At 70.6% G+C, this 12,959-nt stretch carries 13 protein-coding genes; 11 read left to right on the forward strand and 2 right to left on the reverse strand.

The window, feature by feature from the left end; all coding sequences use genetic code 11:
* Positions 1-147: 147 nt before the first annotated feature.
* The 10 genes from hemL to ACFWZ5_RS34315 all read left to right on the forward strand — a co-directional run bounded on the left by hemL (position 148) and on the right by ACFWZ5_RS34315 (position 10,510).
* Complete coding sequence (hemL, locus tag ACFWZ5_RS34270; RefSeq protein WP_384798590.1) at positions 148-1,473, forward strand: glutamate-1-semialdehyde 2,1-aminomutase; 1,326 nt, start codon at positions 148-150, stop codon at positions 1,471-1,473.
* 56 nt (positions 1,474-1,529) lie between these two features.
* A complete protein-coding gene (locus ACFWZ5_RS34275; protein WP_384798592.1) occupies positions 1,530-2,177 on the forward strand; it encodes a histidine phosphatase family protein in 648 nt (215 codons plus the stop codon).
* 280 nt (positions 2,178-2,457) lie between these two features.
* Complete coding sequence (locus ACFWZ5_RS34280; RefSeq protein ID WP_384798574.1) at positions 2,458-3,783, forward strand: hypothetical protein; 1,326 nt, start codon at positions 2,458-2,460, stop codon at positions 3,781-3,783.
* 99 nt (positions 3,784-3,882) lie between these two features.
* Positions 3,883-4,530: a TlpA family protein disulfide reductase gene (locus ACFWZ5_RS34285; protein ID WP_384798577.1), complete on the forward strand. Its 648-nt coding sequence runs from the start codon at positions 3,883-3,885 to the stop codon at positions 4,528-4,530.
* A 5-nt stretch (positions 4,531-4,535) separates the two neighbouring features.
* Positions 4,536-5,336 carry a cytochrome c biogenesis CcdA family protein gene (locus ACFWZ5_RS34290; RefSeq protein ID WP_384891713.1) on the forward strand — a complete coding sequence of 267 codons (801 nt, stop codon included), beginning with the start codon at positions 4,536-4,538 and terminating at the stop codon, positions 5,334-5,336.
* A 21-nt stretch (positions 5,337-5,357) separates the two neighbouring features.
* Positions 5,358-7,223: a cytochrome c biogenesis protein ResB gene (locus ACFWZ5_RS34295; protein ID WP_384798584.1), complete on the forward strand. Its 1,866-nt coding sequence runs from the start codon at positions 5,358-5,360 to the stop codon at positions 7,221-7,223.
* On the forward strand, positions 7,220-8,338 hold the full coding sequence (ccsB, locus tag ACFWZ5_RS34300; RefSeq protein WP_384798587.1) for a c-type cytochrome biogenesis protein CcsB: 1,119 nt from the start codon (positions 7,220-7,222) through the stop codon (positions 8,336-8,338). Before ACFWZ5_RS34295 ends, ccsB begins: the two co-directional genes overlap by 4 nt.
* A gap of 124 nt (positions 8,339-8,462) precedes the next feature.
* On the forward strand, positions 8,463-9,059 hold the full coding sequence (locus ACFWZ5_RS34305) for an RNA polymerase sigma factor (RefSeq protein WP_384806196.1): 597 nt from the start codon (positions 8,463-8,465) through the stop codon (positions 9,057-9,059).
* Positions 9,056-9,958: a CU044_5270 family protein gene (locus tag ACFWZ5_RS34310; RefSeq protein ID WP_384806194.1), complete on the forward strand. Its 903-nt coding sequence runs from the start codon at positions 9,056-9,058 to the stop codon at positions 9,956-9,958. The genes ACFWZ5_RS34305 and ACFWZ5_RS34310 overlap by 4 nt, the downstream gene beginning before the upstream one ends.
* Before the next feature lie 42 nt (positions 9,959-10,000).
* Positions 10,001-10,510 carry an SRPBCC domain-containing protein gene (locus tag ACFWZ5_RS34315; RefSeq protein WP_384806192.1) on the forward strand — a complete coding sequence of 170 codons (510 nt, stop codon included), beginning with the start codon at positions 10,001-10,003 and terminating at the stop codon, positions 10,508-10,510.
* Positions 10,511-10,534: 24 nt separating this feature from the next.
* Here the strand turns inward: ACFWZ5_RS34315 and ACFWZ5_RS34320 are convergent, their stop codons facing one another.
* Positions 10,535-11,503 carry a zinc-binding alcohol dehydrogenase family protein gene (locus tag ACFWZ5_RS34320; protein WP_384806190.1) on the reverse strand — a complete coding sequence of 323 codons (969 nt, stop codon included), beginning with the start codon at positions 11,501-11,503 and terminating at the stop codon, positions 10,535-10,537.
* Between the two features lie 109 nt (positions 11,504-11,612).
* Between ACFWZ5_RS34320 and ACFWZ5_RS34325 the strand changes: the two genes are divergently transcribed.
* On the forward strand, positions 11,613-11,960 hold the full coding sequence (locus ACFWZ5_RS34325) for an ArsR/SmtB family transcription factor (RefSeq protein ID WP_384806188.1): 348 nt from the start codon (positions 11,613-11,615) through the stop codon (positions 11,958-11,960).
* A gap of 4 nt (positions 11,961-11,964) precedes the next feature.
* Here the strand turns inward: ACFWZ5_RS34325 and ACFWZ5_RS34330 are convergent, their stop codons facing one another.
* Entirely contained in the window at positions 11,965-12,885 is a 921-nt protein-coding gene (locus tag ACFWZ5_RS34330) for an isopenicillin N synthase family dioxygenase (protein ID WP_384806186.1), read from the reverse strand.
* Between the last annotated feature and the right edge of the window lie 74 nt (positions 12,886-12,959).

Consider the following 12,959-nt stretch of genomic DNA (forward strand, 5'->3'; position numbering starts at 1 on the left):
CAGTGACCTCCCCCACGGTCACCCGCCGAAACGTGGGGTGAAACACCAGTCCACAGGATTTCCGCACACCCGCCCCATCAGGAGCGGGAGCATGCGGAAAGCCGCCGTACAGGAGGCCCGGTCACGATGTCCGGACGCTCTGACACCATGGTTCATGTGAGCTTCCCGTATAGCGCCCCAGTTTCGCAGACTCTCTTCGACCGCGCCTCGGCCGTGACGCCCGGCGGTGTGAACTCGCCCGTGCGCGCGTTCCGCGCCGTGGGCGGTACGCCCCGGTTCATGGTGTCCGGCACCGGTCCGTACCTGACGGACGCCGACGGCCGTGAGTACGTTGACCTCGTGTGTTCCTGGGGTCCGATGATCCTCGGGCACGCACACCCCGAGGTCACCGCGGCCGTCCAGGAGGCCGTCGCGCGCGGCACGTCGTTCGGCACGCCGGGCGAGGGCGAGGTCGCGCTCGCCGAGGAGATCGTCGACCGCGTCGCGCCCGTCGAGCAGGTGCGGCTCGTCTCCAGCGGCACGGAGGCGACGATGTCCGCCATCCGGCTCGCGCGCGGGTTCACCGGCCGCGCCAAGGTGATCAAGTTCGCCGGGTGCTACCACGGGCACGTGGACGCGCTGCTCGCCGCCGCCGGGTCCGGCGTCGCGACCTTCGGCCTGCCGGACACCCCGGGCGTCACGGGCGCGCAGGCGGGCGACACCATCGTCCTGCCGTACAACGACCTGGAGGCGGTGCACGAGGCCTTCCACACCTACCCCGGCGAGATCGCCTGCGTGATCACCGAGGCGTCGCCGGGCAACATGGGCGTGGTGCCGCCGGGCCCCGGCTTCAACCAGGGACTCAAGGACGCCTGCGCGAAGAACGGCGCGCTGTTCATCTCCGACGAGGTCATGACGGGCTTCCGCACCAGCAGGGCCGGATGGTTCGGGGTCGACGGCGTCGTGCCGGACCTGATGACCTTCGGCAAGGTCATGGGCGGCGGCTTCCCCGCCGCGGCGTTCGGCGGCCGCGCCGACGTCATGGCGCACCTGGCGCCCGCGGGCCCCGTCTACCAGGCGGGCACGCTGTCCGGGAACCCCGTCGCCACCGCCGCCGGGCTCGCCCAGCTTCGGCTCCTCGACGACGCGGCGTACGAGAAGGTCGACGCCGTCTCCGCGCGGCTGCGCTCGCTGGTGACCGAGGCGCTCACCAAGGAGGGCGTCGCCCACCGCGTGCAGAACGCGTCCAACATGTTCTCCGTGTTCTTCACGGACCGCGCGGTGCGCGACTACGACGCCGCGAAGGCGCAGGAGTCGTTCCGCTTCACCGCGTTCTTCCACTCGATGCTGGCGCAGGGCGTGTATCTGCCGCCGTCGGCCTTCGAGTCCTGGTTCGTGTCCACCGCGCACGACGAGCGTGCGATCGAGCGGATCGCCGCGGCCCTCCCGGCCGCCGCCCGTGCCGCCGCCGAGGCGACGGAGGCCGCCGCGTGAGCGCCGCCGGCACCGCGGACAACGCGGACAACAGTGAGCTGACCGTCGTCCACCTGATGCGCCACGGCGAGGTGCACAACCCCGAGGGCATCCTCTACGGACGGCTCCCCGGCTACCACCTCTCCGACCTCGGCCGGCAGATGGCCGACCGGGTCGCCGAGCACCTGTCGTCGCGGGACATCACGCACGTCGTCGCGTCGCCGCTCGACCGGGCGCAGGAGACGGCGACGCCGATCGCCAAGGCGCACGGCCTCGACCTGGCCACCGACGGGCGGCTCATCGAGGCGGACAACGTCTTCGAGGGCAAGACCTTCGGCGTCGGCGACGGCGCCCTGAAGAACCCGGACAACTGGAAGCACCTCGTCAACCCCTTCAAGCCGTCCTGGGGCGAGCCGTACATCGAGCAGGTCGTACGGATGATGGGGGCGCTCGACGCCGCGCGGGACGCGGCGCGCGGGCACGAGGCGGTGTGCGTCAGCCATCAGCTGCCGATCTGGATCGTGCGGAGCTTCGTGGAGAAGCGGCGGCTCTGGCACGATCCGCGCAAGCGGCAGTGCACGCTTGCCTCTCTCACGTCGTTCACCTATCGCGGCGACAAGATCGTTTCGGTGGGGTATTCGGAGCCTGCGCGGGATCTCGTCCCCAGGCATTTGCTGGCGGGCGCCAAGCCGGTGAAGGGGAAGAGCAAGGCGTTTGGTGCGTGAGCGCTGCGCTGTGCTGAGCTGGGGGAATCTGCGGGCTGTCTTGGGCTGGGCGCGCAGTTCCCCGCGCCCCTTCGGGGCGCGAACCCGCCGCGCGCCTCGCTGTGCCGTTGCTATGCGTGCGCTATGCGCGCCGGGTAATGGCGTCGACACCCTATGACGCGGAATGTCTGGTCTCTGTAATAGCCCCAAATATGTCCGTCTTCGTCGGAACCCGGCTCTTCGTCGTGCCCTCTAAGTGGTTGTCCTTTGCACTACTGAGGGCGCGACGAATGGGGATGGAATGCGCGACGACAGCCGGACCGACATGGATGGCGAGGCGGTGGCCGCGGGCCGCGGTGCCCTCAGCCGCCGGGGAGCGATAGGCCTGGGCATCGGTGCCGCGGCGGCCTTCGGTCTCACCGCCTGCGGTTCCGGCTCCGGTGACGCGGGTTCGACGGGCGACAAGGGGAAGGGCGGCGGCGCCACGCCGGAGCGCCCCGCGAAGCCCATCGGCGACGGCTCCACGGCATTCACCGGCAAGCAGCCCAAGCAGCCAAAGGCCCCGCGCCCCCTGGAGCCGGGCGAGACCCCGCCGCAGTTCGTCGTGTTCTCCTGGGACGGCGCCGGCGAGGTCGGCAACGGACTGTTCCCGCGCTTTCTGAAGCTCGCCGAGGAACACGACGCCCGTATGACGTTCTTCCTCTCCGGGCTCTATCTGCTGCCGGAATCCAAGAAGCGGCTCTACCGTCCGCCGAACAACGCCGTCGGCGCTTCCGACATCGGCTATCTCACCGACGGCCACATCAAGGACACGCTGAAGTACGTGCGCCAGGCCTGGCTCGAAGGCCATGAGATCGGCACGCACTTCAACGGGCACTTCTGCGCGGGCACCGGATCCGTCGCCAACTGGACGCCCGCGCAGTGGCAGAGCGAGATCGACCAGGCCAAGTCGTTCGTGAAGAAGTGGCGTACGAACACGGGCTTCAAGGACCTGCCGCCGCTGCCGTTCGACTACGAGAAGGAGCTCGTCGGCGGCCGCACCCCCTGCCTGCTCGGCCAGGACAAGCTGCTTCCGACCGCCAAGAAGCTGGGCTGGCGCTACGACGCGTCCTCGCCGGGCGGCCGGCAGAAGTGGCCCGAGAAGAAGATGGGGATCTGGGACCTGCCGCTGCAGGCCGTGCCGTTCCCCGGCCACTCCTTCGAGGTCCTGTCGATGGACTACAACATCCTCGCCAACCAGTCGAAGAACTCGACGAAGGCGCCGCCGGCCAACTACCCGGGCTGGCGCAAGCAGGCCACCGAGGCCTACCTCGCGGGCTTCAAGCGCGCCTACGAGTCGAACCGCGCGCCCTTCTTCATCGGCAACCACTTCGAGGAGTGGAACGGCGGCATCTACATGGACGCCGTCGAGGAGGCCCTGAAGGGCATGGCGGGCAAGAAGGACGTACGCCTCGTCTCCTTCAAGCAGTTCGTGGACTGGCTCGACGTGCAGAAGCCCGAGATCCTGGCGAAGCTGCGCGGCCTCGAGGTCGGGCAGAAGCCCGCGGGCGGCTGGAAGAGCTATCTGGCGGGCGCCACCTCCGGCAACCGCACGGACGCCGAGAAGGACTCGGGCAACGCCGCCTGAGCGGTCCGAAAAGCAGCCGGAAACCCTGTCTGAAATGGGACTTTCCGCAACTGCGGGGGGCGTCGAAGATCCCCGAATCGGGCATGCGAAACTTTTCACATGAGTGCCGCCTGCCGCGCCCCCCGCAGCCAGAACCGCAGTCTCGACCGCAGTGCCCACAGCCGTCGCAGTCGTCTGACGCTGCTGGCGGCGGGAGCGGCGGCCGCCGCCCTGACCCTGTCGGCGTGCAGTTCGGGGGGCACCTCCGGCGGCTCCGGCAAGACGAACTTCGTCATCGGGTCCGACGGCATCTCCACCGTCAAGAAGGGCGACCGGGACGACGCGCCGACCCTGGACGGCGAGACCCTCGACGGCTCGAAGCTGAGCCTCGACGACTACAAGGGCAAGGTCCTCGTGGTCAACGTATGGGGCTCCTGGTGCCCGCCCTGCCGGGCCGAGGCGCCGACCTTCGCCAAGGTGTCCAAGGCGACCAAGTCCAAGGGCGTCGAGTTCGTCGGCATCAACGCGCGTGACGCCGAGAAGGGTCCGGCGATCTCCTTCGAGAAGGACAAGGGCATCCCGTACCCGAGCCTGTACGACCCGATGGGCAAGCTGATGCTGCGCTTCCCGCGGGGCACGCTCAACCCGAACTTCATCCCCTCCACGCTCGTCATCGACCGCGAGGGGAAGATCGCTGCCCGCTCGCAGCAGGCGCTCAGCGAGGAGAAGCTGTACAAGATGATCAACCCGCTGATCGCGGAGAAGTGATCGACTTGTCCGCCTCCGTCACCACCTCCGCCGTCCTCGACGGCAGCCTCACGCTCGCCGTGGCCGGGCAGAACGAGACCATCCTCAACGGGGCGCTGCTGCTCGCCATCCCGGTCGCGCTGCTCGGCGGGCTCGTCTCGTTCTTCTCGCCCTGCGTGCTTCCGCTCGTGCCCGGCTACCTCAGTTACGTCACCGGGGTCACCGGCCAGGACCTGGAGGAGGCGAAGCGTGGCCGGATGGTCGCCGGGGCCGGCCTCTTCGTGATCGGCTTCACCGCGATCTTCGTCCCGGCCGGGATGTTCTTCGGCGCCATGGGCCAGTCCCTGCGGGAGCACCAGACCACCATCACGCACATCCTCGGCGTGGTGATGATCCTGCTCGGCATCTTCTTCATGGGCCTGATGCCCTGGCTCACCCAGCGCGAGTTCCGCTTCCACAAGAAGCCCGCCACCGGGCTCCTGGGCGCCCCGATACTGGGCGCGTTCTTCGCCGTCGGCTGGACGCCGTGCGTCGGGCCGACGCTCACGGCCGTCAACACCCTGGCCTACGAGGGCGCCAACCCGCAGCGCGGCGCGATCCTCGGCGTGGCCTACTGCCTGGGCCTCGGCATCCCGTTCATCGTCGCGGCCGTCGCCTTCCGCAAGGCGCTCGGCGCCTTCGGCTGGGTGAAGCGGCACTATGTGTGGGTCATCCGGATCGGCGGCGGCATGATGATCGTGACCGGGCTCCTTCTCGTCACCGGCGTGTGGGACAGCCTCGTGCAGGACATGCAGGTGTGGACCCAACGCTATTCGGTGGGAATCTGATCCATGAGTGACACCAAATCCATGAGTGACACCAAGACGAACCCGCGCGGCGACGAGCAGGCCGACCTCGGCGAGGCGGCGGCCGGGGCCCAGCTGAGCACCGCCCCCCAGGAGGAGTCCGGGACCGGCGTGCCCGCGCTCGGCGTCATCGGCTGGATCCGCTGGTTCTGGCGGCAGCTGACCTCCATGCGGGTCGCGCTGCTTCTGCTCCTGCTGCTCTCCCTCGGCGCGATCCCCGGCTCGCTGATCCCGCAGCAGGGCACCGACGAGCTGAAGGTCCAGGACTTCAAGGAAGCCCACACCACGCTCGCGCCGATCTACGAGAAGCTCGGCCTGTTCCACGTCTACAGCTCGGTGTGGTTCTCCGCGATCTACATCCTGCTTTTCGTCTCGCTCATCGGCTGCATCGTGCCGCGCACCTGGCAGTTCGTCGGCCAGCTCCGCGGCCGCCCGCCCGCCGCGCCGGGGCGGCTCACGCGCATGCCCGCGTACACGACGTGGCGCACCGACGCCGAGCCCGAGCAGGTCCACCAGGCCGCGCTCGCCCTGCTCAAGCAGCGCCGCTTCCGCTCCCACCAGGTGGGCGGCGCGGTCTCCGCCGAGAAGGGCTATCTGCGCGAGGCCGGGAACCTGAGCTTCCATGTCGCCCTGATCGTGCTGCTCCTGGCCTTCGCGGCCGGGCAGCTGTTCAAGTCCGAGGGCGGCAAGCTGATCATGGAGGGCGACGGGTTCTCCAACACGCTCACGCAGTACGACGACTTCAAGTCCGGCAGCTTCTTCGACACCGACGAGCTCGCGCCGTTCAGCTTCAAGCTCGACAGCTTCGAGGGCACGTACGAGATGTCGGGCCCCCAGCGCGGCACCGCCCGTACGTACAAGGCGCACGTCACCTACACCGAGGGCGCCCACGGGCCCGAGAAGAAGAAGGCCATCGAGGTCAACAAGCCGCTGGAGATCGGCGGCTCGAAGGTCTACCTCATCGGCCACGGGTACGCGCCGACGGTCACCGTCCGCGACGGGCGCGGCAAGGTCGTCAACCGGATCTCCGTGCCGCTGCTCCCCATCGACTCGATGGGCACGGCCACCGGCGCCATCAAGATCCTCGACGGGTACCGCGACAAGAACGGCAAGAAGGAGCAGCTGGGCTTCAACGCCTTCTTCGTGCCGACGTTCGCGGGCGAGGGCAACGGCCAGATGTTCTCCCAGTTCCCCGCGCCCTTCAATCCGCGGCTCGCGCTCTCCGCGTACCACGGCAGCCTCGGCGTGGACTCCGGCATCCCGCAGAACGTGTACCAGCTGGACACGCGGAAGATGCAGAAGTTCAAGGACAAGAACGGTGAGCTCTTCAAGAAGCGCCTGAAGATCGGCGAGACGATGAAGCTCCCGAACGGTGCCGGTTCGGTCACCTTCGAGAAGGAGCTCAAGCAGTGGGCGAGCTTCCAGATCTCGCAGGAGCCGGGCAGCGGCTGGGCGCTCGGCGGCGCGATCGCCGCGATCGCGGGCCTCGCGGGTTCGCTGTTCATCCAGCGCCGCCGCGTCTGGGTGCGGGCGAGCAGGACCGCCGACGGCGTCACCGTCGTGGAGATGGCGGGCCTCGGCCGCAGCGAGTCCGCCAAGGTGCCCGAGGAGCTCGCGGCGCTCGCCGCGGCCCTGCACGAGCAGGCGCCGTCGGCACCCGAGGCGGACGGCGAGGCGGAGGCGTCCTCCTCCGCCGCCGAGGACGAGCCCACCAAGGCCAAGGACGAGCCCACCAAGGCCGAGGACCAGGCCCACAAGGCCGAGGACCGGGCCGACAAGGCCAAGGACCAGGGCGAGGGCGCCGCCCCCGCTGTCGATGACCCCGACCCCACCCCCGATGTCGTTCCTGCCGAAGGGCCTGAGAAGTGACTCACGCCACCACCCTCGCCGCCGCGACCAATGAGAACCTCGCGCACGTCAGCAATGTGCTGATCTACTCCGCGATGGCCGTCTACCTCCTCGCCTTCTTCGCGCTCATGGCGGAGTGGCTGTTCGGCAGCCGCAGCAAGGTCGCCCGCACCGCCGCCGCGCTCACCGAAGCGCCGGGGACGGCCGAGGCCGCCAAGGCGTCCGCGCCCGCCGTCACCGTGCGGGCGAAGGGCGGCACGGCCACCCTGGAGCGCCCCAAGGCCGCGCCCAAGGTCGTCACGCGCGCCGCGGCGGGCAGCCGCGACGTGCCGGACGGCCCGGGCGCCGCGGGCGGTGACGAGCAGGGCGACCTCTACGGCCGCATCGCGGTCTCGTTCATCGCCCTCGGCTTCCTCATCGAGGTGGGCGGTGTCGTCACCCGCGCCATGTCGGTGCAGCGCGCGCCGTGGGGCAACATGTACGAGTTCAACATCACCTTCTCCTCCGTGGCCGTCGGCGTCTTCCTGACGCTGCTCGCGCTGCGGAAGAACGTGCGCTGGATCGGCCTGCCGCTGATCACCTCGGTCCTGCTCGACCTCGGCCTCGCCGTCACCGTCCTGTACACCGACAGCGACCAGCTGGTCCCGGCCCTGCACTCGTACTGGCTGTGGATCCACGTCTCCACGGCGATCTTCTGCGGCGCCGCGTTCTACGTCGGCGCGGTCTCCACGGGTGCGTACCTCTTCAAGGACTCCTACGAGGCCAAGCTCCAGCGCGGCGGCACGCCGGGCCGGTTCGCGACCTCCGTCATGGAGCGGCTGCCCTCGTCCGCGTCGCTCGACAAGTTCACGTACCGCATGAACGCCGCGATCTTCCCGCTGTGGACGTTCACGATCATCGCGGGCGCGATCTGGGCGGGCGACGCCTGGGGCCGCTACTGGGGCTGGGACCCCAAGGAGGTCTGGTCCTTCATCACCTGGGTCGCGTACGCCTGCTACCTGCACGCCCGCGCCACGGCCGGGTGGAAGGGCCGCAAGGCCGCCTACCTGGCCCTGATCGCCTTCGGCTGCTGGCTGTTCAACTACTACGGCGTGAACATCTTCGTCAGCGGCAAGCACTCGTACGCCGGGGTCTGAGCACCCCCGGCGCGGCCCGAGGCCGGTTCCTGTGGCGTGAGCCACAGGAACCGGCCTCTGTCGTGCGGACAGACAAGGGGGCGTGGAGACGAATCAGGGGGAACTCGCGGCACAGCGGCGGCAGATGCGCGTACGGATCCGGGGCTCGGACCCGGACGCCTTCAGCGAGCTCTTCGACGCCTACGCCCGCTCCGTCTACAACCATGCCTACCGCCTGACGGGCGACTGGTCGGCGGCCGAGGACATCGTGTCGCTGACCTTCCTGGAGGCGTGGCGGCTGCGCGCCAAGGTCGACGCGGACGGCGGCTCGCTGCGCCCGTGGCTGCTCGGCATCGCCACCAACGTGACCCGCAACCAGCGCCGCGCCGCCCGCCGCCACACGGCCGCGATGGCCCGGCTCCCGCAGAGTGAGGCCGTCGCCGACTTCGCCGACGAGCTCGCCGGGCGCATCGACGACCAGGAGCAGCTCGCCCTCGTCCGCACGGCCCTCGCGAAGCTGCGCAGGGCCGAGCGCGAGGTGCTCGCGCTGTGCGTGTGGTCGGGGCTCAGCTACGAGGCGGCGGCAGCGGCGCTCGGGACGCCGGTGGGCACGGTGAGATCCCGGCTCTCGCGGGCGCGAACAAAACTCGCGAAAGCGCTGGAACCACCCAAGAGGCGCGGACAGACAAGAGGTGACCGCGCGAACGCGGTCGGGCCTATGAAGAAGGAGGGCATCCGATGAAGTCACGCGACGAGGCCACCGGCCACACCGACTTCCCCGCCCCGCGCGAGCGGGACCTTCCGCCGGGCCGCCACCTGCGCCTCAAGGAGCATCTGTTGAGCGAGATCCGGCAGGAAGACGTCGACACCGTGCCGCGTGCCAAGCGCCGGGGCTGGCTGCGGCCGTCCCTGGTGGCGGGGGCGGTCGCCGCGGCGGTCGCCGCGGGTCTGGTGGTCGCCCAGCCGTTCGGCGGGGATCCGGCCCAGGCCGGGCCGCCGTCGAAGGAGACCGTGGCGGTGCTGAAGCAGATCGCGGCGGCGGCACGGAAGCAGCCCGCGCCGAAGGACATTCGGGACGACCAGTTCGTCTACATGAAGAGCAAGGTGCGTTGGGGGGACGACGAGCTGCACCTCAGGGAGTTCTGGGAGTCCGTCGACGGCAGGCACACGGGGCTGCTGCACGAGCCCGAGAACGACTCCGAGAACGAACCCATGGAGCCCGATCCGCCGCTGATGGAGAGCGACACCAACTACCGCAACCTCCAGAAGCTGCCCGCCGACCCCGTCAACATGCTCGACTGGCTGAACCGGGTCGCCGAGGAGCAGACCAACGGCAAGCCGTTCGTGCTCGTCGGTGATCTCATCTACGAGTCGCTGATGCCGCCGGAGCAGGCCGCCGCGCTCTATCTGGCCGCGGCGAGGATCCCCGGCGTGGAGCTGGTCGACGACGCCGTGGACGCCGCCGGGCGGCACGGGGTCGCCATCGCCTGGAAGGACGACGAGGTGCGCCAGGAGCTGATCTTCGACAAGAGGACCAAGCAGTTCCTGGGCGAGCGGGAGACCAACGAGGACGGCGAGGTGGTCGGCCACACCGCCGTCCTGGAGCGGAAGGTCGTCGACAAGGCGGGCGAACGCCCGTAGTGGATGCGTGACCTGAGGGACCGCGTGCGTGACGCTTGGCCCATGAGCGATGCCAGCGAGATCATCGAACACGGGACGAGCCGGACACAGGGGGACACGCACACGCTCCACTGGGTGCTGCACCTGCCGCACCCGGTGGCGGCGGTCTGGGCGGCGGTGGCCACCCCGGAGGGACTGCCGGGGTGGCTCGCCGCCGCCGACGTGTTCGAGCCGCGCCTGGGCGGGGCGGTCACGCTGCGCTGGCTCAACAACGTGGACCCGGCCACCGCCGTCCACTCCGGGCACATCACCGCCTGGGACCCGGACGTCGTCGCCGAGTACACCATCGACCTGCACGGCCGCTGCCGCTTCCACCTGGAGCACGTGGGGGACGCGGGCACGACGCTCCGCTTCACCAACGAGCTCACCGGGGACGACGGCTTCCGCCTCGACTGCCTCGCCGGGTGGCACGACCACTTCGAGTTCCTGGTCGACGCGCTCGCCGGACGGCCGAAGGACTGGTCGACGTGGAGCCTGGACCGGTGGCGTGAACTGCGCGCCGCGTACGCCTGATTGACGTGCCTTGAGTGACGCGTCCTAGCTGACGCGCAGGAGCAGCTTGCCGGTCGTCGTGCGGCCGCCCATCAGCTCGTGCGCCCGCGCGGCCTCGTCGAGTGCGAACTCGGCGGTGACGGGCAGCGTGACGGTGCCGTCGGCGACCGCCTGGAAGGCCCGCTCGGCGAGCGCACGCAGCGCCTGCGGGTCCTCCTTGGCGAGCGTCAGGATCGAGAAGCCCGCCACGGAGCGGGTGCCGGGGAACAGCTCGGCCTGGCCCACCCGCCACGGCTCGGCCGAGCTCGCGTTGCCGTAGGAGACCAGGCGCCCGAAGGTGGCGAGCGCGTCGAGGCTCGCGCGGAAGGTGTCGCCGCCGACCGGGTCGAGCGCGAGGTCGACGCCCCGGCCGCCGGTGGCCGCACGGGCGCCCGCCGCGAAGTCGCCGACGAACACCTCGTCGTAGCCGTACCCCCGCGCGTACTCGGCCTTCGCCGCGCTCGACACCACGCCGAACACCCGGGCTCCGGCCGCCTTCGCCAGCTGGCCGAGGACGGTGCCGACGCCGCCTGCCGCGCCCTGCACCAGGACGGCCTCGCCCGCGCGCAGCCGGCCCACCTCGTGGAGGAGGGCGTGGGCGGTCGGCAGGACGGTCGGGAGCGTGGCGGCGGCGCGCAGGTCCACGCCGTGCGGTACGGGGAAGACGGTGGCGGCGTCCGCGACGGCCACCTCGGCGTAGGCGCCGCCTGCGGTGAGCGCGGCGACCTCCTGGCCGATGTGGAGGCCGGTCACCCCGGCGCCGAGGGCGCGCACGCGCCCCGACACTTCGAGGCCCGGCACGAAGGGCAGGCCCGGGACGCGGTAGCCCTCGGCGCGGGCCTTGAGGTCGGCGAAGTTCACGCCGGTGTACGCGACGTCGATCGCGACCTGGCCGGGGCCGGGCTCCGGGGCGGCGGCCTCGATGGTCCGCAGGACGTCGGGGCCGCCGAACTCGGTGATCTGGACTGCGCGCATGGGGGAGCCTCCGGGGTGTTCGATCTGTGTTGAACACTCGGGACTGTATGGTTTTCATCGAACACTCTGCAAGTGCGGGCCGCGAGGCCAGGGAAGGACGGAGGAGACCATGACGAGTGCCAGTCACCGTGCCAGTCACCGTGCCGGTCACCGTGCGGCGCCGGTGCACGCGCGCCTGGAGGACGTCTCCGTACAGACCGCGCTCGCCGCGCTCGCCGATCCCGTACGCATGGAACTGGTACGGGAGTTGGCGGGCTCGGCGGACTGGTCGCGGGCCTGCGGCAGCTTCGACGTGCCCGTGGGCAAGGCCGCGCTCAGCCATCACTTCGCGACGCTGCGCGCGGCCGGGCTCGTGGAGCAGCGTGACGAGGGGCCGCGCAGGGTGAACCGGCTGCGGCGCGAGGAGTTCGACGCGCGCTTCCCCGGACTCCTCGCCCTGGTGCTGCGCGGGGACTGAGCCTTCAGTCGACCGCGATCGCGTCCAGCTGTGCCCGCAGGTAGACGTGCGAGTCGGTGCCGCGGACGTCCGTGCCCGGGTCGCACTCGTAGAAGTACACGAGGGACATCAGCTCCTCGGTGGGCGCGTCGGCCGGTGGCGGCAGGACCCGGTGGCGGCCCGAGCGCCAGCGGCCGCCGGTCCAGCGGGCCATCAGGTCACCGATGTTGATGGTGAAGGCCGCCGGGTCCCACGGCGCGTCCTGCCAGCCGTCGGCGTCCGTGAACACCTGGAGCCCGCCGCGGCCCGCCTGCCGGTCGAGGACCGTGACCGTGCCGAAGTCGGTGTGCGCGCCGATGCGGAACTGGCCGGGTGCGGGGTCGCCGAGCGTGTCGCGGCCCGGGTACCAGTTGATGTTGAAGCCCCAGGTGGGGTGGCCGGTGTGGCGGGTGAAGAAGTCCTCGGGCTCGCCGAGTGCGGCGGCGAGGAGCCGGAGGAGCTCGTCGGACAGGTGCCGCATCCGGGCCAGGTACGCCTCCACGGGGGCGCGCAGGCCGGGGGTCTGCGCGGGCCAGGTGTTGGGCGTGAACCACTCGGCGTCGACCGCCGCGTTGCCGGTCGGCTCGTCCGCGGCGAAGGAGAAGGACTCCTTCAGGTCGGGTGGGGAGGGGGTGCCCTCGGCGTAGGAGTTCGCCTCGGCGCCGGGGCCCAGCCAGCCGCGGCCGCCGACCTTCGCGGCGTACGCCTTCTTGGCGGCGGGCGGGAGCTGGAAGAAGGTGCGGGCCTGTGTGCGGATCTCCGTGCGGAGGGCCGGGGGTACGTCGTGGCCGGTGACCAGGAGGAAGCCTGCGGTGCGGAGGGCTTCGTCCACGGCTGTGGTGATCCGGGTGCGGGTCGTGGGGGTGCCGGAGCGCCATGCGCGCAGGTCGACGGTGGGGATCGTCATGGGGCCATGGTGCCCTCGCGGGGGCGCCCCAGGCCCGCCCCTTCACCGAAACCAGGGGCTGCCGCCCCTGGCAC

The organism is Streptomyces sp. NPDC059003 (genome assembly GCF_042740445.1).
Lineage (GTDB): Bacteria > Actinomycetota > Actinomycetes > Streptomycetales > Streptomycetaceae > Streptomyces.